Here is a 22,753-nt window from a genome sequence, read left to right as displayed (position 1 = left end):
TGCAGATATTCTATAAAAAATATTGGATCTATATTAAAGTCATATCTGACCTGTTTTGTTTATTCAATTTAAAATCAATCTTTATCATCGTTATCATTGAACATCAGGAAAACCGGGGTTCTCTCCATAGTTATGGTCTTTTTAATTATATGATGAATTATTAGATCTTCATCGAATTTAATTAAAAATCTCCTTGTGCGACTCCTCATTACTCATAACTGCCAATACATGTGCAGAGGTCTGCATATATGGAACATAATCTTATTATTGCCAATGAAATAATCATCATAACTCTTCTTCTTGTCGCAATTATTGCTTCAATGACATTGCGTCACCTGAAAATGCCCTATTCCATCGGGCTTGTTATTATCGGATATGCCTTTTCTGAATTTGTTGTTCCTCATATTGAAGCATTAAAGTCAATTGGACCTTATTTTCCTGCAGCGGATATCATTCTTTATATTTTTCTTCCACCATTGATTTTTGAATCTGCAATAGCGGTAAATACCCGTCTGCTTAATAGAAATTTGTTTCCGGTATTATGCCTTGCAATTTTCGGTGTAATCATCTCTGCAGGGATTATTGGATATATGATATCATGGTATTTTGCAATCCCTCTTCTCTTTGCTCTCCTGTTTGGAGCTTTGATCTCGTCTACTGACCCGGTAGCCGTTATTTCTATTTTTAAAGAGGTAGGGGTCCCGAAGCGATTGCAAATACTTGTTGAAGGAGAAAGTCTGTTAAATGATGCTTGCTCTATCATTATGTTTCAGTTAGTGCTTCTTCTCATTAGCAGACCACTACTGAAAAATGACCTTAACTTTTTGGAAACTTCTGCTCTTTTTACTTCACAATTACTCACATCATTTATTGGTGGAATCCTCATCGGTGTGGTGGGGGGTATCATTCTTCGGACTATCCTGAGAAAAACACCCTTGCATTCACATATTCATCAGACCGCAACTCTCGTTGCAGCATATCTGACCTATCTTCTTGGAGATGAATTGGGATTTTCCGGAGTCATTGCTGTCGTCGCATGTGGGTTTATTACCGCACAGGCAGCATCAGATTGGATAGGACCTGATCGTCGTGAGGAATTGAATCGATTCTGGGAATATATCGGATTTCTTGCAAATAGTCTGATCTTTCTCCTTGTAGGTATTACCATAGCATCTTTGGAAGATCTCTCTCTTCTCATCAAAGGTGGAATATTGGGGATATTCTTCCTCATTGGTGCAGTTTTACTTGCAAGACTTGTTCCGGTTATTGGAACATTTGCAATATTTAACCGGTTTACAAAACATAAGGTTCCCTTTTCATATCAAGCAATCTGTTTCTGGGGTGGTCTTCGTGGAGCTGTGGCTATTGCCCTGGTTCTTTCTATCCCACTTTCTCTGCCATTTCGGGATCTCATTATTGCATTCTCCATCCTTACAGTACTATTTACGATTTTTGTAGAGGGTATGACCATTGGGCCCCTTATTCAGTTTCTTGGCCTTGGACAGTCAAAATTGCTCCGAACATTTCACCAATTATATGGAGAACTTGTTACATTCAGGGCGGCACAATCCAGTCTTGAAAATGCAAATATTAGAGGGATTATTGATTCAGCGATTCTTGATGAGCATATTAGAAAGCATAAAGAGAAATCTCATAATATAGAGCAGATGGTTCGGGAATTCTGGAAAAATGTTCATCAAAACCCTGACCGGATGAGTGTTATCAGGCTATTTCAGCTTGAAGCACTCCACTATGAACAGAAACAATACCGACAACTTTATGACAACGGGCTAATTCTTCCTCCAGTATATACTGAGCTTCAATATCAGATTACGATCCGAGAGGATTTCATTCAGTCAGGTAATATTTATACAGACATTCGTCTTTATGCACCCGGGTCAAGGTATAAAATAAAATTTTGCAAGTTTCTTAAACGATCATTCCCGGATAGTAAAATGTTAAACACTTATCAGAAACGGATTGATATTCATTTGATTTTTGCTTCTATAGCAATTTATATTGCTTCATCAGCAACAATAGAATATCTAGAAAAACTAGCAAAATGGGTATGTCTTAATCCTGCAGAAATATCTGAGATCATTGGTTTCTATAAAAAAATCAAACAAAAAGCACTCATTCATCTTACCTCAGAGCAGGTTATTGGGACACAAAACCTGATATATGTCAGTGGATATTTGGCTGAGCGAACAGCAGGAGCAGGCATTATACAGGTAATCACCCATCATATCGAAGAAGGTATAGGAGATGAAAAAACTCTTGGACATATGATTGATGGGTTTATTAAAGAAAAAAATAAAGCGAGAAAAAAAGTGTTCAAATCTTGTGGCGATGAAATACTTCCTTAAATATCCATATTTAAACAATTTCGTTATCACCCTTTTAGAAAATTCACATGAAAATTCAACCAATATTGTTACTTTTCTTAATCAATTCTAGGTTATATCAAAAGTATTATAATTAGATATGGGTTACTATCCATAATTTGTAAAACCGGTATCTTAATTGATACCATTCATCCATATACAACATATGAAATGGATGACAGGAAAAATCGGTTCTATGATAATATTGCTTTTATTTCTTGTATTGTTTTGTTTTTATGCATCTGCTCAAAACATATCAGATATTACCGACCCAATCAATAATGGAGAAAATAATAATCTATCCCTGAAAATTCCGAACACCTCCAAAGAAATAAAGGAATATGTTGATGCTGCTGCAGAATGGGCACAAAAACAAGAAAAATTAATTGCATTGAAGGAATTTAACAATAAATTGGGCAAATTTGTTCAAAAGGATATTTATGTATATGCTCTTGATTATTCGGGCATTGCACTTGCACTACCTTTTCAGCCAGAAATGGTCGGTGAAAATTTCACTCCGATAGTAGATGCATCAGGAAAACCATATACTAAAGTTGAGATTGCTCTTGCAGAGCAGGGTGGAGGATACATCCTATATCATTATCCCTATCCCACCGGTGAACAACAAAGCACATTAAAAATCAGCTATGTTCGTCCAGTGGATGAGACATACTGGATAGGAGCCGGGATGTATACTGATGAAGATTATATCCTTACCCCAAAATTGCAACAATTTGTTCAAAGTGCAAAAAAATTTGTTACAGAGAATGGCAAGAAGACTGCTCTAGCCATGTTTAACGACTTAAATGGCTCATTTATTCAGGACGATCTCTACATTTTTGCATATGATTATAATGGAACGGTTCTTGCCTGGCCTTATCGCAAGGATCAGATCGGGGTAAACCGTATTAATGCCACCGATATCGTAGGACTTCAGCATGTAAAGGCATTTCTCGCAAAAGCAAAATCGGGTGGAGGAATAACCGATTATTATTCCGTGAATCCATTTTCCAATCTCACTGATCTGAAGATTAGTTATGTGCAGGATATTGATGGCACATGGATGATAGGTGCAGGAGAATACATTGAACCAGGGGAAATAATCCTGCGGAAATAATCAAAATTCCGCTTTATATTTCATCAGGATCATTAAAAGATAAAAGTGGGATTTGCTAAATATCCAACAGGTTCATAAGAGATAGGTTTTAAAAAAACATTTTTTCCATTTAATATGAATAGAGAATATTTATCATTAGGTAAAACCTAACTAAGAGTGCTGTGTATCATGTGTGACTTTGAAGAGCATTTATTTCAGATATTTGATCATTTGATCAGAATGAAATCAGAGTGCTCATGTGGCATCTTATCTGAATGTGCAGTATCAGATATTACGATGAAACAAATATTCTATCTGAAAAAGATCGATGAAAATGGATCTCTTACATTCAGTAAACTTGCAGAAATCACTCAAAACTCCAAACCTACGATAACAGAAATGATAAATAAATTATCTCGGTTGGATTGTGTTTTCAGAGAGCCGTGTCCTCATGATGGCAGAATTCAGTATATTCGTTTAACAAAAAAAGGAGAAAATATCGCAAGAGCTGAACAATATGCGTTACATCAGGTCATTCAACGACTTGTGGGATCACTTGACAACCAGGAAATTGAACTTCTCATTGAAATTCTCAGAAAAGTAAGGTAAAAATTTTTTAATCTAAAAGTTAGGTAAATTCAAACTAATTGATTATTATGGATTTAATTCAAACAGAAAAACTGGAAAATAAAAACAAACATTATGTTATTCCCCTCATTAATACGGTAATTTATCCAAACATCCAAACCAAAATTCTTGTCGATTATGCAACCGGTAAATATCTTTTAGAGGAGATCAAAAAAACCAGTGAGATTTATCCAATAGGTCTGACAGTTCAGGAACAATTAAATTCTTCGGACATCTCTAAAAGTTCACTTTATACAACAGGAAATCTTTTAGAGATTATAAGTATTCATAAAACAGATGAGGGATACCTACTAAGTATAAAAGCAAAATCAAGAGTTCATATAGATTCTATTACCCAAAATGATTTAGGATTTTTTGCAGAAATCTCTGAAAGAAGAGATATTGTTGACATATATGACTCAGAAAAATGGTCTGTACGAGAAGAGATACGAAATACAATACATGATATCAGCATGAATTTTACTGGGTCAGAACAATTCACCGGCCCAATTGATAAGATGGAATCAATAGAAAGTATCATCGGTTTTGTTTTGCCATTCCTTCCGGTTTCTCTTGCAGAAAAACAAATTCTTCTAGAGATTGATTCACTCCGTACAAGGTATTTAAGATTTCTCAAATTGCTGATAGATTGTAAAGAAAATATTCATTTCCGGATAGAATTAACAAAAAAAGTTTCAGAGAAATCAGCCAGAATTAACCGCGAAACTATGTTACGGGAGCAGATGAAGGCTATTGAAGAAGAACTTAATGAGATTAATGGCGCTGAATCAGGAGATAGTGGTTATCAAGAGAGAATTAACCGTTCATCAATGCCTGATGATGTCAAAAAAAGAGCGAACACTGAAGTAAAAAAATTGGAAATAAATGGTTCTCAAAGCCATGAAAGTCCAATAATTCGGAATTATCTTGACCTTCTACTAGATTTGCCCTGGGTTTTGAATGAGAAGAAATCTATTGACATTCAAAAAACCAGAAATATTCTAAATTGTAATCATTTTGGACTGAACAAAGTAAAAAACCGAATTATTGAACATCTTGCAGTCTTGAAATTAAAACAGGAAAAACAAGGATCTATTCTGTTATTAGTAGGACCACCAGGAACTGGTAAAACTAGCCTTGGGAAAAGTATAGCAGAGGCTCTTGGAAGAGAATACATTAGGATAAGTCTTGGAGGAATCAAAGATGAATCAGAAATACGTGGACATAGAAGAACCTATGTTGGAGCACTTCCAGGAAGAATTATTCAAGGTATCAGACGAGCAGGGACAAAAAATCCTGTTTTTGTTTTAGATGAGATTGATAAACTGGGTGTATCTTATTCAGGAGATCCGGCAAGTGCACTTCTTGAAGTTTTGGATCCTGAGCAAAACAATAGCTTCTCAGATCATTATCTTGAATTGCCCTACGATCTTTCAGACGTATTCTTTATTGCTACAGCAAATACTACATCAACAATACCACCACCATTACTTGATCGGCTGGAAGTAATAGAAATATCCAGTTATACAAAACAAGAGATGTTCTTTATTGGAAAAGAACATTTAGTCCCTAAATCGTTATCTGAACATGGTCTGCATAATGAAAAAATTACTATTGAAGATGCTACTTTACGGTTAATAATTGATAAATATACTCATGAAGCAGGAGTAAGAGGACTTAAAAAACAACTTGACCAAATCTCCAGATATATTTCTGAGAAAATTGTATCAGAAAAATGGAATCTTCCATGCAAAATTACTCCAGATATGTTGCACGATATTTTGGGAAAAGAAATTCGCAGGCATGAATGTGCAAAGAAAATCGCCGTACCAGGAGTCGCAACCGGATTGGCATGGACTCCTATAGGTGGTGATATACTCTTTATTGAAGCAACATTTATGCCAGGGACAGGAAAATTAACCCTTACAGGTCAATTAGGTGAAGTCATGAAAGAATCGGCAAACATTTCCATGAGTCTGATACGATCCCGATTCGCACATACAACTCCTCATATTGACTTTATGAATCGTGATGTTCATATTCATGTTCCATCAGGTTCTACCCCTAAAGATGGCCCATCTGCAGGAATTACTCTCTTCACTGCTCTGGCCTCATTAATTACTGGAAAACCTGTAGATACAAGACTTGCTTTAACTGGTGAGATTACTTTAAGTGGTTCTGTATTACCGGTCGGGGGTATTAAAGAAAAAATCCTAGCTGCTCACCGGGCTGGAATAACTAAAATTATTCTGCCTAAAGAGAATTCGGTAGACCTTGAAGAAATACCATTAGATGTCTTACAAGAATTAACTTTTGTCATGGTAGAGTCTATTGACGAAGTTTTAGATGAGACGTTGGATATCTCGTTATTACCACCCAATCTTCCTTCTTCTATGAATCAATCGGTTTCTGCATTTAATCTCATCTAAATTTTTTATTTTTCTTCAAAATATTTTTGCATCACTCTTCTCACTTTATCAGATTGGATCCACCCTTTATCCAGTGTGTCAATAATTGCATCAATTCTCATGACTTCATCCCTGATTTTTTTCCCGTTCATTTCCTCACATTCTTCAGTATATATCATGATAATAGAGAGCGGATTTCTTATTTGATCATTTAATGTTGCCAACGTCTCCTGAGTTTGTGCAAGCATCTGTACTCCGGATTGAATTTTTTCGTCAGCTTCCTTTCGTTCGGTGATATCACGTGCAGCAGTGTAAATAAGATCATCATACCTGACAATACGCCATTCAATCCATCGGTATGTGTTATCCTTACATCTGATTCGATTGGAGGTATCTAATGGATACGAATTTACTTTTAATGAAAGAATTCGTAGAATTGTAATATCTCTGTCATCCGGATGAATCAAATCAGATAGAGACATAGATAATAATTCATCCGTTGAATATCCAGTCAGTAAGGTCCATTCAGGATTCAATCGTTTAAATCTCCTTTCAATATCTAATATGGCTAGTAAATCTAGATTAAGCGAGAAAAACCGATTCAATTCTTTAGTTTTCTCTTTACTTTCATTTTCTGCTGCAATTTTTTTTGTAATATCTCTTATAGTAACCTGAATTTTTATTTTATCATCTATTCTAATCTTAATGAGTGTAATATCAACAGTAATTATTGTATTATCTTTTTTCAACAATTGAGCCATCAATTCTGTTTTCATACCCTCTGAAGAAATTTCTGAAACAGCATCAAAAAACGGGGATTTTTCTGGTTCAAAAAGTAATGATGTGAAATTAAGTTGAGACATTTCGATATCAGAAAAGCCAGTAATTTCTCTTGCCATCCGGTTTGTCTCTAATATTTCATAAGATTGGGGACGTATAAGAATGAAACCATCATAGGATTGATCAAGAATCAACCAGTACCGTCTTTTTGCAGTCTCTAATTTTTCAAATGATTCTTTTAAAGAATGGACCATTTGATTAAACCGGTGTGCCAATACTCCTACTTCGTCTTCGGATTCTGGAACAGGTATCAGATCAAAATTCCCCTTTTCAATATCCCTAATCCGGGAAATTAATAAAGATAACGGTTTTAGAAATGAGTGAATTAACAGATATATCAAAAAAAGAGTGAAACAAATGGTTGTAAATATTAATAAAATAGTTAAGAAATAATGATAATTTAAATCACGATAGAGTACATCTCTGTCTTCTCTCGCAATAACTCCCCAACTAGTTCCGGGAATAGGACTATATCCTGCATACTCTTCCTTTTCGGAAATATTATTATAAAAAATAATAGATGAAGGAGAATTTTGGTCAGAATTAGAAAACTGTTTAATAAGGGATATATCTCCCTCATCATACAAATCCCCAATAAACCTTTTATAAATAATATTTCCAGATTGGTCAATTAGTATTGCATATCCTGTTGTTCCTTTTCTGACTTCGAGAACATCAACGAGCATCGAACCAAAAATTGAATATTCTGGAGAAAATTTGCCTTCGATGATATATAGTAACCCGTCTGAATCGGAAAAAATAGGGACAAATAAAGAGATGTATTGTATCTCATTTTTAATATTCAATGAAGAATAGTAATAATTTCTAGAAGTTTTTAAAGAATATATAATCGAAGGAGATAATGACTCAACAACAGGTGTTCCATGTGATTGTATAATGATAGATCCATTTTCATCATATAGTAAAATTCCCTGATCAAAAATGAGATTCAGATTTGACTCTTCAAATTCTTTTATGGTTTGATTTAAGATTAATTCATTTATTTTTTTATGGGGGGGAGGAAAAAAAGAATGTAATAAACGAGCATATTTCTCCAAATTGTCATTCATCCGTGAAGCAATCAATTCTGCAATGGACACCTGCTGATCAGATACGATTTTTTTAACACCGGTATCAATAACGGAAAAGCCACTAATTGTCAGAATAAGGAGAGCAATAAAAAAAGGTATGAGTATCGAGAGTAAAATTTTGGTCCGGAGGGAAAGATGAGTCATTTCGAAACCATCTCTCCGTTTTGATTTAAAGAGGTGGATATTTTTTCTATTTTATCTGATGGAATCCAGTTTTTCCATTTATCGGGATATTTTTTTAGATATAATTGGGCCAAATTATCATAGTCATCAATTGAATGGAGATACCCATATGCGAGGATTTCACTGATCTCTTTGGTACCTGGCGAAAATTTCTCAATAAATGAAATAATATCTGGTGCAGAGCCAATTAATCCAGGATGAACTAATTTGTGTACACGTGCATCTTTAAACGGGCATAACAAGAGCGATGTCTCATTTAATGAAGATGCATTATATGAACATTCTTCAAATAGTTCAGGTTCTTTTAAGATAGTCCAATAATCAAGTCCCATTACTGTGCTCGGTGACCAGTAATGACCAAATATTGTTTGATTATTCATTGCTGCCTTCATAAAAGATGCTTCATATGACCTTCCAGAAGGCATAGTTATGGAATTAAAAAATGGAGTTAATCCATAGGCTTTAAGTTTCTCAATATTCGTATCATGGACAAACCATGAAATAAGCCCAGGATAAAAAAGACCCATATGATGGTTTTCTGGATCTTTAAAAAAGTACCAATAATCTTTCATCTGTTCCAGTCTTGAGATATTATGGGACTCAGCAACCCATTTTGGGATAATAAAATATTGAGATGCGTGAGAATATATCGATCCTAAATCAATGATTTCTCCAGTGTTGATTTTTCTTTCAAGAGTAGCAGGATGGTTTTCTTTCCATACTTCAAAACTTACATCAACCTCGCCGGATGAGAGATCATCAGACAGAGTTTTCTCCGGAGTTGGATGTATTCTAATCTCATATCCATATCCGAACTCCAGAATATATTTTGCAATAGCGTTTGTTAATTTGATTGAATCCCAGTCACCTGTATGAATTTTTATTGGAGGTATAGGGGTTGCTGTAGCTCCTTCAACCGGCAATGTCAATGCAATGGTGTATAAAATCAATAAACAGAGGAATAATATCTTTTTCATGATGGAAATCAATCTATTACAAATGGAACCGGTAATAATATCACGAATATATCATAGTAATGTGTTATGAGTCCTTGTGTAGTATACTCATTTCATTTGGGGTATTCTCACTCCCTATCACATAAATGTTTGTGACTGAGAGGTTTTGATCTAGAAGATCATATTTTTTTGAGTAATTGATCAATATTGATTTTATTTTTTTCGCATCATTTTACCACACATAAAATTACATATATATTTAAGTTGGAAAAAAATTCAATCGATATAAATAAATGATGATTTTATAGCTATAAATTATTAATTTTTAATCTAAAAATTTCAATTGTTAGATGGAGAATAAGTCTTGAGATATCTTTAAAAAAAATTATAAAGAGAATTTTCCCATTTCGGTAGAAATTTTTTGTATTGAAATATTTGCTTCAGTAATCGCTTTAGTTACTAGATCAATTGATGAACTGATCTGTTCGGTGGCACTTGATGCAGATAAGGCTTCTTGAGAACTTTCTGTTGCTATTTTTTCCAGTTCATGAACACTTGCAGTTATTTCCTCAACTGAAGCTGCTTGTTCCTGAGTATTTGCTGCAACATCACTTACTCTTCTTGAAGCATTCTCTATTGATTCTGCAATCTGAGTGAATATTTTCATCATTTCTTTGACTGCGTAATCACCGGATTCTACATCCCCGAGAGATTTGTTCATTGAACTTGTTACATTTTTAGACTTTCTTTGAAGTATATCAATTAAACCGCCAATTTTTTCTGCAGATACGCGTGACTCTTCTGCGAGTGTTTTTACTTCATTTGCAACTACTGCAAATCCTAATCCTGCATCTCCCGCCCGTGCTGCTTCAATTGCTGCATTTAATGCGAGTAAATTTGTTTGGTCAGCAATACCACCAATTACTTCTACAATGGAACCGATTTCACCCATTTGAGCATCAATTTCTTTGACAACTTGGTTCGTTTCTTCAAATGAATTCTTAATACTGGTCATTCCCTCATCAGTTCGTTCTACCAGTCTAGTCCCTTCAACAGATAACTCATTGGTTTTCTGAGTAAGACCTGCAACATCGGTTGTCTCGGATGCAACAGATGAAACAGCGGATGCAAGATCATTCATAGCCTGAAGAATCTGCATAATTCCTTGGGATGATTTATCAGATAAATCACTGACCTGCGTGGCATTTTGTGCCAGAACATGAGTTCCTGATGATATTTCTTCAGAACTTGCATTTGTTTCCTCCATATTTGTCTGCAGTGCTTCAATCTCCTTATTAACTGCTGAAATTGCCTTACCTGTCTCAATACCGATAGTGTCCATCGCATCTTTGAATGGGATAAAATCTCCCTTGACTACAATAGAAGAAGAAAACCGGGAAGAAAAATCTCCAGTAGCATACTTTTTCGCTAATTTCATTGCTTCATGAAGAGGAATAAGAATATTCTCTAAGGTTTTGTTAAATCCGGCAATTATATCCTGATATCCTCCCTGGAATAAAGATTCATCTCCTCTAATGGAAAGGTTTCCTTCTTGTGCAGCAAAGACTAGGTTATTTGTTTCATCAATGAGATGTGATATTGTATTTACCGTATCGCGAAGGGCCGGACCTATTTCGTCATGTTCATCCATTATCATTACATTTTTTATCTTTTCTCCCTTCGCAATCTTATGGATTGTTCCAATTACATTTGTCTGTAAATTTTCAGCAAATGCATCCATGGATTCAGCCATCTCACCAATTTCATCCCTTCTTGACATATTTAGTCTGTTTCCGAGGTGACCCATTCCCATTTCACGGATCATATGGACTGTTTGAGATAATGGTTGAGTAATACTCTTCGTAAGAATTACTGCAAGCCCAATTCCGAATACAAGTGTTAAAAATCCGATAATGAAGAAGAGCAATGATGAATTTTCAAATTGCTGGGTAATTTCATTTTTAAGAATTCGTGCCTGTTCTTGATTATACGCTTCAAGATTATCCAGAGCAGTTTGAGCATCATCTCGTGGAATAGCAAAATCATCACTATAAATCCCCGCTAGAGCTGCTTCTTCTCGTCCGGCAGTCATATCGGAAATAATCGTTCGAAGTGTTTGCTCAAAAATAGGCCAATTTGTATCAAATTTTTCTAAATTGGCCTGTTCTTCTTGTGAAGTAGCACGTACTCGATACAGGTTTACTTTATCTTTAATATTCGCAATTTCCTGATCTATCTCTGCAAATTTATCAACACGTTCGTCTTTTGCAAAAACAGTTTTGTAAATATTAATCCGGATATTGAGAAAACTATTATCTGCGGTTAATAATTGATCTAAAGAAACTAAGTTATCATCATACATAATTTGAGCTTTTCCAGCCATATCCCCCATTGAAATATAACCTATTATGGCTATAATAAGGGCAAGAATGACTATACACAAAAACCCACCAATTAATTTTTTCTTCATCTGGATGTTATCTAAAAACATCTTTTCCACCCCAGCAAGAATTGATCTGTTTAATGAATTGCTTTAAAATTAAAATAGATAGCGGCTGCCTATTAGGCTAACTTTTCTAGAATTAATTTTTGAATAGTATATGAATCCATGAGAAATTTTTTACAGATGACCTTTTTCAAAAATACCAAATGAGAGTATTATTATACCCATGTTTCAAAGGTAATAAAATAATAATATGATAGGAACCCTTTATTGTTTTAAAAGCCAAAATAAAAGGCCAATTTATGATCCACCCGACAGAGCGATCATCTCTTCGTCTCCATCATATCGTTGCGTTATATATCGGTTCAGTTTTGGGATGTGGTGTACTCATTCTTCCAGGTCTTTCAGCAGAGATAGCGGGCCCAGGATCTCTTCTCTCGTGGATTTTCATCATCGTTCTTGCATTTCCTATGGCTCTCACCATGGGTCTACTTTCTGCCCGGTTTCCAAATGACGGCGGGGTTTCATATTTCGTCACCCTTGCATTTAATGAGCAGGTAGGAGCACTGGTTGGATGGTTTTTCCTGGTATCAGGAATCATCGGTGTCCCAATCCTTGCATTAACCGGGGCAGGATATATTGCTGCTGCATATGGCCTTTCAGAATTCTGGAGAATTGTCATTGCAGTATCAATAATTCTGGCTGGGTTATTCCTCAATTATATCGGAATGCGTATCAGCAGTCAGGTACAGATAGCTGTCGTACTTGGCACCATCTGTATTCTGGTAGGTGCATTTATTGGGAGTTACCGGACCGTGGAACTGTCACATTTTACTCCGTTCATCCCAAATGGCTGGATGAGTATCGGGTATGCTGCAACCTTACTCTTCTGGAGTTATATCGGGTGGGAAGCTGTGACTCATATTGCCGAAGAAATTGAAGATCCGAAACGGGACGTTGTCAGGGGAACCATTATCGCATCAATTATAATCGGAAGTCTGTACCTTCTCACAGCATATGTTGTCGTTGGCACTCATATGTATGGACCTGGGATATCAGATGTATCACTGGTGCATCTCATCGAAGGATCATTTGGACAGTATGGAATGATCCTGACCGGATTAACGGGATTATTTGTATGTCTGGCACCGTCGATATCATATATTGGTGCTGCCTCTCGTCTTGGATATTCTCTTGCCGTCACTGGATATGCTCCGTCATTTCTTGCACGGTTATCCGAACGATATTACACTCACATCGGGGGGCTCATCTTTCTAGCCGGATGTTTCTCATTCATTTTCATCATTTACAGCACCGGTCTTCTCTCTCTTGCATTTCTTATTCAACTTCCGAACTCTACGTTTATCCTTACATATATAGGTGGATGTGCAGCAGGGATGGTGTTGCTGAAAGATAACCGGTATGCAGTATTTCTAAGTGCACTATCACTCATACTAACATCATGTATCCTGCTTTTTGTATCATGGGCGATATTTTTTCCCATTGGAATTATCCTCATCTGGGGTATTTTCCTGATTAGAAACCGAAAGAGAATGGGAGATCCAAAGAGAACTATGTGATTACCAAAATCATTTCTCTGACATGAGGCTCATATTATCTCTTATCACAACTCTGTTTTTTGCCTGTTCTAAAGATATACCATCATCAGAATCTGTATGCATAACATCATCCCAATCATGAATGTTTCATTGACAGCAGATGGAGATGTTTTCCATGACTGTAGCAGAACCAACGATAAAAGAAATCGAACCGCTCAGTATTCTATCCATCCGCGAAAAAGGGACCTTTGAAGAGGTTATCCCACAGTTAATTGGTATATTATGTACATATTTCTCTTCACCTCAGAGAGGTGAGAAAAGGTTTCCATAACCTGACCATTTATATCAATTTATCATGATGGAGAATACCGGTAATCTGGTGTAGATGTAGAAATTGCCGTTCCAGTTACCGGGAGATTACCTGAACAGATTCTGGGTATTACCATTAGGGCCCTACCAGGAGGAATGTTTACATCAGTAATACACAAAGGTCCATACCAGGATGTTCATGAATCATGGGGAAAACTCTATGAATGAACAGTGAAAATGGGATATGAACCGAAATCTCCCTGTCGGGATAATTTCCTGAGTGATTCCGATGACGTGCCTGAAGAAGAGTTATTGACTGAATTACTCTTTCCGATAGAAATAATGAAAATATAAAGATATTGAAAAAGGAATCATTTCCCAGTAAATGATGGATTGATTACCTTCATTTTAACTTCATTGACCGGGACTTTTTCTGATTCAATCTTATATCCCCGTTGTTCTGATTCCATCTCAACCCATGGTGGGATATGATCACAGATGATCTCCAGGGTTTTGAATTTTCCTTCTCTCATGAAATCAAGAAGGATCTGTTTGCTGGTAATCCCCGGAGTCTTTCCCTGTATCTCCTTTATTGATACAAAAAAATTACCGGGAGATTTTTCATACGGGCCGGGAAGCGGTTCATTTCTTATTGCTGCGATTTTTGCCTGTTCTTGTTCTTCTTCCTGGAGAACCTCTTCGAGAAAACCAACAGGTCTTCCGGAAACTTCAAACACACTGCAGCCTGCTTTCATAAGTTCATAGTATAATGCCCCGATAGCCTGATTTGCAACAAATATTTTGCATTCACCTAAAAAACTGATAAGATCCGCCATTTTTTTCCGAAGAATAGCAAGCGAATCACTTTCGGTTGTATTAAATGGCATTTCCCGATCAAGGTTCCATACCCCCTGGGTTCGCCGGAATACCACTATGGTTCCGGACCCTGTAAGGCTTGAACTCATTCCGTCGGCTCCGAGAATGGTGGCTATTTCACAATACATATGCTATCCTGTCTGTTAAATGACGAGACGTTCTACTATCTCTCCCCCTTCGATATGTGAGTCCATTATCTCCTCCACATCGTCAGGACTTACCGATCCATACCAGATATTATCCGGATAAACCACCACAATCGGACCTTTTTCACATATCCCAAAGCATCCGGTGTTACTGAGAAATACATCACCACCAATTTCCCTGTCATCAATCTCTTCAATAAACCGCTGCATGATTTCAAATCCCTCATTTGACTGGCAATATCCCTTCGTCTGGCCGTTTGCACGTGAACTTGTGCAGACGAAAATGTGGTGTTTTGGTTTATGCATTAATTATTCCTCCATTATCGAAATATTCTGATTTTATCTGTTGTCTGTAGTGCTGGTACTTGTGTTCCAGGTGAGTGTTTACCATCTGTTCCAGAAGGGTAACAGTTCCGGTATATCCCAGGTTCCTGATTCGTTGTGCTCCTATCCGGTCATGAATGGGAAATCCGGTTCTGACAACAGGAATATTCAGCCGCTCGGTGAGAACTTTCCCTCCAGCATGGCCGATTGCAAGATTTACCCCCAAATGGTCACTCTCCTTTGCAATAAGGGCAAAGTCAACATGGTCTGCTACCAGAGGAGCAAAATCCAGTTCCCTCGTTATTGTCTCAAGGTGTCTGCGAAGTTGCGGGGATCCTGTTCCGGTTGCTATTATGGGGGGAATTGATCCATTCTCGATACAAAGGGATGATACAGCATATACCAGTTCGGGCTCTCCAAAGATGACCGGCTTTATCTCAGCCATGTGTTTGTGTGCATCAGCCATTGCGTCACACAGCCATCCCCGTTCAAGGAGGATACTCTCCGGAACCGGTTTTATAGCAATCGAGATCAGCGTATTGATAAACATGTCCATATTTTTAAGACCGACCGGGAGGGGAAGATTATGGAGAGGAACCCCGTATTTTTCTTCCAGCAATGCTCCGGGCGAGAGATTATCCGGACAGCAGTATCCAAACTGGATGGTGGCCCTGCCTCCGCTCATCCGGGCAATATCTTCCCTGCTGGTCCCTCCCGGAGGTATTTTTTCATATGAAATCCCATACGGCCGGTCAAGAGTCATGGAGATATCCGGAATGAGTGTATACTGAATCCGCATCAGGTCAAGGATACGTTTTATCTCACGGATATCTGCCGGACTGACATGGGGGAGGATAATGTTGATTCCTTCGTTAGGTGAAACAGGACCAGCATAGTACATGATAACATCCCTGACTGCAGTCCAGTATCCTTCGGTTGAAGTACCACTGTAACTCGGGGTTGATATCGGAATGATATCCACATCATGCAGGTTTCGGTCGGTCAGGTACGTGTCAATCATCCGGCCGACATCCTCTCCCATGGTCTCAGTCATACAGGTTGTAACCACCCCGATTACTTTAGGATGGTAAACACGGATGACATTATCAAGACCTTTCCGAAGATTTTCTTCACCGCCGTAAATGGTCTGTTTTTCATTGAGTGAGGATGATGCAATGTCAACCGGTTCGTTGTAATGTTCAACCATGGCAAGCCGCATATAGGTACTACACCCCTGTGATCCATGCACTATAACCATCGATTGTTCGATACCCTTAAAGGCAATTACCGAGCCAAGAGGCATACATATCTGACACTGGTTTTCATTCACTTCCCGGACAGATGGTGTTTTTTCATCCATGATATACCTCCCAGTCAGGATGTGTCCGGATCTGTTTCCAAACCGGTGAACAGCAGGTCACATAAACTTCATGGGCAAAGTTTATTGCACCGTCAAATCCGGCAAGGCAGACCTTGCGGTCGTGGTTATGATCAACAAACCCGACTCCCAGTTTATGGGCAAGAGTTCGCTCTTTTACTCCTCCGGCCATGATATCTACCTTCTTTTCGATAAGGAACCTCTCGATTTCTGCCGGATTCGCATCGTCCACCATGACAGTTCCTGGATTTAACATCTCATGTATCTGTTCGTAATCTTCCGGTTTTCCGGTCTGTGTTCCACAGAAAACAATCTCCACCCCAAGTTCCCGGAGTTGCCTGATGATTGCAAGAGCCTTGAATGCTCCCCCCACATAGATTGCAGCACGTTTTCCGGTAAGTTTGGTACGGTAATACTCGATATCAGGCTGGATTCGTTCAGTTTCTCGCTTGATGAGACGTTCTACCGCTTCAATCATGTGAGGTTCGCCGTAAAACTGAGCAATCCTCCGGAGACTGTCTGCAGTATTGTAGGCACCAAAGAAATTCACATCAATATACGGCGTTCCGAACTCCTCTTCCAGAAGACGGGCTACGTAATGCATCGATCCGGTACACTGGACAAGGTTTAGGAAACCTCCCGGAACCTGTTTTAATGATGCAACGGTCGAATCACCGGTACAGGCAACATTAATTTCAATACCCATTTCACGAAGATACCGTTCTACCAGCCATTTCTCGCCACCGAGATTATATTCGCCAAGGAAGTTGATTTTCTTCGTTTTTGGGATTATTTCTCCTTCTTTTGGAGTGATTAGGCGGATGAGTGCATTTCCAGCAGCCCGGTATCCGATAATTTTGTTACCAGATATAAATCCGCTTGATTCAACCGGTATGACATCAATTACATGTCTTTGTGATGCTGCTTTACATACGGCAATGATATCATCACCGATGATACCGACAACACACGTTGCATACACGAATATCGCAGGGGGGCTATATTTTTGGACAATTTCGTCTATGCAAAGGGCAAGTTTTTTCTCCCCGCCAAAGATAACATCACGTTCCTTCAGGTCGGTTGAGAAACTATTCCTGAACATTTCCGAGCCGCTTGAAAGGCTGCCCCTTATATCCCAGGTATATGATGCACATCCTACCGGCCCGTGGACGAGATGAGCAGCATCTGTTATTGGATTCAGTACTACTCTGGCTCCACAGAATACACAGGCACGCTGACTCACGGCCCCGGCAATACTATCATCCGCACAATGAATCCGGTTTTTGGTTTTTCCGGTTGTGATAATAGAATTCTGACGTTCAACAAGACAGGGGGTGTTAGTTCCCCCGATAACCTGCGAACAAGTAATTTCCATGATAATCTCCTGATTTTTTTTATTTTTTTACAGGACCATTTCATAATCTTCATCGCCAGCATCACGGTCACGCCGGTCGAGAAGGGTATTACTTACCATCTCAATGAGACGCAGACATCCACGATATCCGGTTATTGGCATGAGAGGATGGACAGCCCGGTCAAGGATAGGAAAACCTACCCGGACGAGTGGAGTATCCTCGGCACGTGCGATGTATTTCCCATAGGTGGTTCCCATGAGGAGATCCACCGGCTCCTCTTTTATCCACTGGTGGAGTTCGAAGAGGTCACCGTCAGCTTTGGCAATGCTGCCTTCTACCTGGTATTCTTCAAACATTTTCCCGACCTCGGTCTCAAACCGTGAACCCGGAGTCCCGGTCAGCACATATTTCGGGATCATGCCCATGGTCAGGACAAATTCCGTCAGAGGAATGACAATATCCGGATCCCCAAATATTGCCACTTTCTTTCCCTGGTAATGGAAATGGGTGTCAATGAGGGTATCTACAACCTGTCCCCGTTCAACGGTCAGAGATTTTGGCACATCCACTTCGCATTTTTCCTTCAGGGTCATGATGAAATCATCAGTAGCCTTTAGGCCAATGGGAGTTCTGAGAGGAATACATGGAACATTGCACTTTTCAACAAGCATTGCTCCGGCTGCGTCAGAGGCCCAGGATCCAAGAGCGAGTGTAAGCCTCGAATTTCCGGTATCGACTATCTCATCTACCGTGGTTCCTCCTTCAGGAAACAGGGCATACTTGTTTGTCTGGGGAGCATCTAAAACACCCGTAGTATCCGGGAGCATGATCATCTGTATACCCATTTCATCAACGATTCTCCTTATCTCTCTCATATCCCCCGGATTTACAAAGCCGGGAAGGATGTTCACCTGGTCCTTTTTCACCGGTTCGGTTGCCTGAGCCAGGTATGAGACCATGGATTTTACCATATTCGAGAATCCGGTGATATGGGATCCGGAATAACTGGGAGTATTGGTATGAATAACCCGCTTACCCTCAGGAATTTCCGACTGTTTTATTATTGTCGGCAGGTCATCTCCGATAGTCTCTGACAGGCAGGTTGTATGGACTGCGATAATTTCCGGGTTGTAAATAGCAAAGATATTTTTTATCGAGGTCTTCAGGTTTACTGCACCGCCAAAAACCGAAGCACCTTCGGTAAAGGAACTTGACGAAGCAAGTACCTGGTCACGGAAGTGACGGGTCAGATGCATCCGGTGATATGCACAACATCCTTGTGATCCATGACTGTGCGGAAGACAGCCGTGAATTCCAAGAGCTGCATACATCGCACCGATTGGCTGGCATGTTTTTGCAGGATTAATCTTTCCAATGGTGTGCTCTACCGGTCCTTCCGGTACACATTCAAGCATTGATATCACCCTTATTTTCTGATTCTTTCTCCCATGGCGGGATTATAAACTTCCATGCAGGAGTTGTCATGGCATTTGCCACATCACGGGCAAAATTCATTGCACCGTTAAATCCTGCGTATGGGCCGCTGTAGTCATATGAGTGCAGTTGTTTTGCCGGAACTCCCATCTTCTGGGCGATGTATTTGTCACGAACCCCGGCAAAGAACAGGTCGGGTTTTAACTCCTTCACCAGTTGCTCGGCTTCGTAGTGGTTACAATCGTCTATCATGAGTGTTCCTCCGTTCATGTCCGGATACATTCCTTCATAATTACCAAGGGGTACCCTGCTACATATCTCGTCAAATTTCTCTTTTGTGAGATTCAGATGTTCATGAGCCTCTTTGTAGAGTTCAGGGTCTGGTTTGATATCAAGTTCAGGAATATTCTTTGAATCCGCATCGGTTTTTATCGTCGGAATGACCGATCTTCCTTCGTAATCGTCACGGTGGGCAAATTCGTACCCGGCAACAACAACCTCCATTCCAAGGTCTTTGAGCAGGTACTGGTAGTGATGGCTCCGGGAACCTCCGACAAAGGCAAATGCTGTCTTACCTGTGCAGATCTTCCGGTAATGTTCTATAACCGGCAATACCCGTGCTTCTTCCCTTGCGATGACTTCCTCAGTCTTTCTGATGAAAGTCTCATCGCCGGTAACCTGTGCAATGTCACGAAGAGACTTCTTTATTGCCTCGACACCGATGAAATTGATCTTCAGCCATGGAATACCGTATTTTTCCTCCATCATCTCAGCGATGTAGTTGATGGATCGATGACACATAACCAGGTTCAGGTTGGCTATATGCATGTTCTTCATCTCTTCCACGCTTGAATCGCCGGTAATGACTCCCTGAACACGATATCCGATATCATGGAGAATTCTTTCAATCTCCCAAGAATCTCCACCGATATTGTATTCTCCTAAGAGATTCACCACGAATTCGGAGGGGTTCTTCTCTGCATCCCCTGAACCGATAACATTCTCCATAAGGATGTTATTTGCAATATGGTGGCCTGCAGACTGGCTGACACCCTTGTATCCTTCACAGTTGTAAGCCAGCACGGGAATTCCATGCTTTTCAGTTGCTTTTTTTGTCACCGCACCCAGATCATCGCCGATAAGACCAATCGGACAGGTTGCACAGACGTTAACTGCCCGGGGATGGAACATTTCGACAACTTCATCGATCATCTTGGCGAGTTTTTTCTCTCCACCAAAGACAATATCCGGTTCCTGCATGTCGGTGACAAAACACATCGCCCCGTAAATCTGTTCAGGAGGAGTAATATCATCGGCCCGTGCCTTATTCCGCCTGGTTCCCCAGCTGTAGTATGCACACCCTACCGGACCGTGGGTGATGGTTATCATATCCTTAATCGGACCGACAACAACACCCTTACATCCGGCATAACAGCATCCTCTCTGGGAGATTATTCCCGGAACAGTTCTGGTATTTGCCTCTATCTGCTGACACCCTTCTTCCGGATTTTTCCGGACGATATGTTTTGTACGATTCTTTTGTACTTTATCGGGGTACGGGAGAAGCATCTCATCCAGTACTTCCTGATTTATCGCCATGTATTCCTCCTTACCAGATTGCGGCTTCCCCGGTCTCTGCTGTCCGGACACGGACTGCATCTCCGATTGGCATTACGAATATGGTGCCGTCTCCGACCTGGTTTTCAGTTTTATTTGCTTTGATTATTGCTTCAACGATCCGGGGGACATCTTCATCATGGGCGAGGATGGTAAAGAGCCGGCGTGGGAAGAGCCGTGATCCGTCCAGGAAACTTGTTACCTGTTTTTCAGTCTCTTCCCGGTCCAGGATGTCATCTGCTGCAAGTGCCAGCAGTTCTTCCTTTCTTCCCTGGATGATACTGCTGTCTTCCACCCGCTTTCCTCTGCCCATAACCTTTACGGCAGTAAATCCAGCAACTCCTGCATCAACGAGTGCCTTCTTTGTTACATTAGTCTTATTCATCCGGATGACTGCCATTATTTCCTTCATGGTATCCTCCGGTATCAGAGACCACGACCGCCTCTTGAGATGGTGTATACTTCCTCAACGGGGGTGATGAAGATCTTCCCATCTCCAAAGTTTCCATCTTCTCCGGTTTTTGCGGTCTTTAGAACCGTATCTACAAACCGTTCCCGTTCTTCGTCATGGATTACGACCATAACGAGAGATTTGGGAATTTCATCGTAGAGGGTGTTTCCTACTTTGATACCCTTCTGTTTTCCCCGACCAACGACATCTACAACCGTTGCTGCAGGAAATCCGGCAACAGAGAGTTCTTTGAGTACTTCATCCTTCTTTTCAGGTCTGACGATTGCCCGCATCAGTAACATGTCAATTTCCTCCTGTCTCCGGTTTAGAGGGCGTCCAAAAATCCGTGCTGCATCATCAGTTCTTCGAGCCGATCCTGGGTCATTGGCTTAGGTTTTACAAACATGGTGTTGGTATCGATAGCGTTTGCCAATTTCTTGTACTCCTGAGCCTGGTTTGAATCCGGATCAAAGTCGATAACAGTCTTTTTGTTTATCTCAGCCCGCTGAACCAGGTTGTCACGGGGGACAAAGTGAATGAGCTGGGAACCAATTTCTTCTGCAAATGCTTTTAGGAGGGCATATTCATTGTCCACTTTCCGGCTGTTACAGATAATACCACCAAGACGGACTTTCCCGTTATCTGCATATTTCTGAATACCTTTGGCAATGTTATTCGCTGCATAAAGGGCCATTAACTCACCGGATGCTACGATGTAGATTTCTTCTGCCTTTCCTTCACGAATGGGCATTGCAAAACCTCCGCAGACAACATCTCCCAGCACATCATAGAAGACATAATCAAGGTTTGGGGTATATGCACCAAGTGATTCAAGCAGGTTGATAGAAGTAATAATTCCTCTGCCTGCACATCCTACTCCCGGCTCCGGACCTCCGGATTCAACACACATGGTCTCTCCAAACCCGGGTTTTAGGATGTCATCCAGTTCAATGTCATCTCCTTCGTCACGAAGGGTATCAAGGACGGTTTTCTGACATAATCCATGCAGCAGAAGTCGCGTAGAATCTGCTTTTGGGTCACAACCGACTACCATTACTTTCTTTCCGGCACTTGCAAGAGCAGCGACCGTGTTCTGTGTTGTGGTGGATTTTCCAATTCCACCTTTTCCGTAAATAGCAACTTGTCTCATGGTTATCTCGAAATTTTTTCTGAAAGAAATTTTATATTCAACAGGCTCATCGGACCAAAATCAGAAACCTGACGGTACATTCATGGTCCTATCAGAAATCTGAAGTATATTACCTTTGTATAATCC

19 protein-coding genes are annotated in these 22,753 nt (G+C 39.7%); 7 read left to right on the top strand and 12 right to left on the bottom strand.

Annotation, left to right across the window (positions count from 1 at the left end):
* The first annotated feature begins 248 nt into the window (after positions 1-248).
* The 4 genes from KSK55_RS02145 (at position 249) to lon (ending at position 6,536) form a co-directional block, all read left to right on the top strand.
* Entirely contained in the window at positions 249-2,366 is a 2,118-nt protein-coding gene (locus KSK55_RS02145; RefSeq protein WP_218608000.1) for a cation:proton antiporter, read from the top strand.
* A gap of 184 nt (positions 2,367-2,550) precedes the next feature.
* Positions 2,551-3,501 (top strand): cache domain-containing protein, encoded by a 951-nt coding sequence (locus KSK55_RS02140; protein WP_218607999.1) that lies wholly within the window; start codon positions 2,551-2,553, stop codon positions 3,499-3,501.
* A gap of 219 nt (positions 3,502-3,720) precedes the next feature.
* Entirely contained in the window at positions 3,721-4,089 is a 369-nt protein-coding gene (locus KSK55_RS02135; RefSeq protein WP_306128038.1) for a MarR family winged helix-turn-helix transcriptional regulator, read from the top strand.
* A gap of 47 nt (positions 4,090-4,136) precedes the next feature.
* A complete protein-coding gene (lon, locus tag KSK55_RS02130; RefSeq protein ID WP_218607998.1) occupies positions 4,137-6,536 on the top strand; it encodes an endopeptidase La in 2,400 nt (799 codons plus the stop codon).
* Between the two features lie 5 nt (positions 6,537-6,541).
* On the opposite strand, the gene KSK55_RS02125 is transcribed toward lon, so the two are convergent.
* The 3 genes from KSK55_RS02125 to KSK55_RS02115 all read right to left on the bottom strand — a co-directional run bounded on the left by KSK55_RS02125 (position 6,542) and on the right by KSK55_RS02115 (position 12,076).
* Positions 6,542-8,590 carry a PAS domain S-box protein gene (locus KSK55_RS02125; RefSeq protein WP_218607997.1) on the bottom strand — a complete coding sequence of 683 codons (2,049 nt, stop codon included), beginning with the start codon at positions 8,588-8,590 and terminating at the stop codon, positions 6,542-6,544.
* Positions 8,587-9,606 (bottom strand): glycine betaine ABC transporter substrate-binding protein, encoded by a 1,020-nt coding sequence (locus KSK55_RS02120; protein ID WP_218607996.1) that lies wholly within the window; start codon positions 9,604-9,606, stop codon positions 8,587-8,589. Before KSK55_RS02120 ends, KSK55_RS02125 begins: the two co-directional genes overlap by 4 nt.
* Positions 9,607-9,970: 364 nt before the next feature.
* Positions 9,971-12,076: a HAMP domain-containing methyl-accepting chemotaxis protein gene (locus KSK55_RS02115; RefSeq protein WP_218607995.1), complete on the bottom strand. Its 2,106-nt coding sequence runs from the start codon at positions 12,074-12,076 to the stop codon at positions 9,971-9,973.
* Between the two features lie 254 nt (positions 12,077-12,330).
* On the opposite strand from KSK55_RS02115, the gene KSK55_RS02110 reads away from it, so the two are divergent.
* From KSK55_RS02110 to KSK55_RS16655, 3 genes are all read left to right on the top strand, one after another.
* Entirely contained in the window at positions 12,331-13,608 is a 1,278-nt protein-coding gene (locus KSK55_RS02110; protein WP_218607994.1) for an APC family permease, read from the top strand.
* 154 nt (positions 13,609-13,762) lie between these two features.
* Positions 13,763-13,918: a hypothetical protein gene (locus tag KSK55_RS02105; RefSeq protein ID WP_218607993.1), complete on the top strand. Its 156-nt coding sequence runs from the start codon at positions 13,763-13,765 to the stop codon at positions 13,916-13,918.
* A gap of 62 nt (positions 13,919-13,980) precedes the next feature.
* The gene (locus KSK55_RS16655; RefSeq protein WP_218608850.1) at positions 13,981-14,124 is read left to right on the top strand and encodes a GyrI-like domain-containing protein; all 144 of its coding nucleotides are present in this window, start codon (positions 13,981-13,983) and stop codon (positions 14,122-14,124) included.
* Positions 14,125-14,267: 143 nt separating this feature from the next.
* Here KSK55_RS16655 and KSK55_RS02095 read toward each other — a convergent pair whose 3' ends face one another.
* Genes KSK55_RS02095 through nifH form a run of 9 tightly spaced genes read right to left on the bottom strand, consistent with a single transcriptional unit; the run spans position 14,268 to position 22,627 of the window.
* Positions 14,268-14,900, bottom strand: coding sequence for a Fe-only nitrogenase accessory AnfO family protein (locus tag KSK55_RS02095; RefSeq protein ID WP_218607992.1), 633 nt, complete (start codon positions 14,898-14,900; stop codon positions 14,268-14,270).
* Between the two features lie 15 nt (positions 14,901-14,915).
* Positions 14,916-15,224, bottom strand: coding sequence for a 2Fe-2S ferredoxin (locus KSK55_RS02090; protein WP_218607991.1), 309 nt, complete (start codon positions 15,222-15,224; stop codon positions 14,916-14,918).
* Entirely contained in the window at positions 15,217-16,602 is a 1,386-nt protein-coding gene (locus tag KSK55_RS02085) for a nitrogenase component 1 (protein ID WP_218607990.1), read from the bottom strand. The genes KSK55_RS02090 and KSK55_RS02085 overlap by 8 nt, the downstream gene beginning before the upstream one ends.
* Positions 16,595-17,995 carry a nitrogenase iron-molybdenum cofactor biosynthesis protein NifE gene (gene nifE, locus KSK55_RS02080; RefSeq protein WP_218607989.1) on the bottom strand — a complete coding sequence of 467 codons (1,401 nt, stop codon included), beginning with the start codon at positions 17,993-17,995 and terminating at the stop codon, positions 16,595-16,597. The genes KSK55_RS02085 and nifE overlap by 8 nt, the downstream gene beginning before the upstream one ends.
* Before the next feature lie 27 nt (positions 17,996-18,022).
* Positions 18,023-19,390: a nitrogenase component 1 gene (locus KSK55_RS02075; RefSeq protein WP_218607988.1), complete on the bottom strand. Its 1,368-nt coding sequence runs from the start codon at positions 19,388-19,390 to the stop codon at positions 18,023-18,025.
* Entirely contained in the window at positions 19,383-21,008 is a 1,626-nt protein-coding gene (gene nifD, locus KSK55_RS02070; protein ID WP_218607987.1) for a nitrogenase molybdenum-iron protein alpha chain, read from the bottom strand. The genes KSK55_RS02075 and nifD overlap by 8 nt, the downstream gene beginning before the upstream one ends.
* A 10-nt stretch (positions 21,009-21,018) precedes the next feature.
* Complete coding sequence (locus KSK55_RS02065; RefSeq protein ID WP_214418489.1) at positions 21,019-21,438, bottom strand: P-II family nitrogen regulator; 420 nt, start codon at positions 21,436-21,438, stop codon at positions 21,019-21,021.
* 14 nt (positions 21,439-21,452) lie between these two features.
* Positions 21,453-21,779: a P-II family nitrogen regulator gene (locus KSK55_RS02060; protein WP_214418488.1), complete on the bottom strand. Its 327-nt coding sequence runs from the start codon at positions 21,777-21,779 to the stop codon at positions 21,453-21,455.
* Positions 21,780-21,802: 23 nt separating this feature from the next.
* On the bottom strand, positions 21,803-22,627 hold the full coding sequence (gene nifH / locus KSK55_RS02055) for a nitrogenase iron protein (RefSeq protein ID WP_218607986.1): 825 nt from the start codon (positions 22,625-22,627) through the stop codon (positions 21,803-21,805).
* Positions 22,628-22,753 lie beyond the last annotated feature (126 nt).

Source organism: Methanospirillum hungatei (assembly GCF_019263745.1).
Taxonomy (GTDB): Archaea; Halobacteriota; Methanomicrobia; order Methanomicrobiales; family Methanospirillaceae; genus Methanospirillum; species Methanospirillum purgamenti.
Note: the sequence above shows the minus strand (reverse complement) of the source record. Positions and strands in the feature narration are given on the sequence as shown.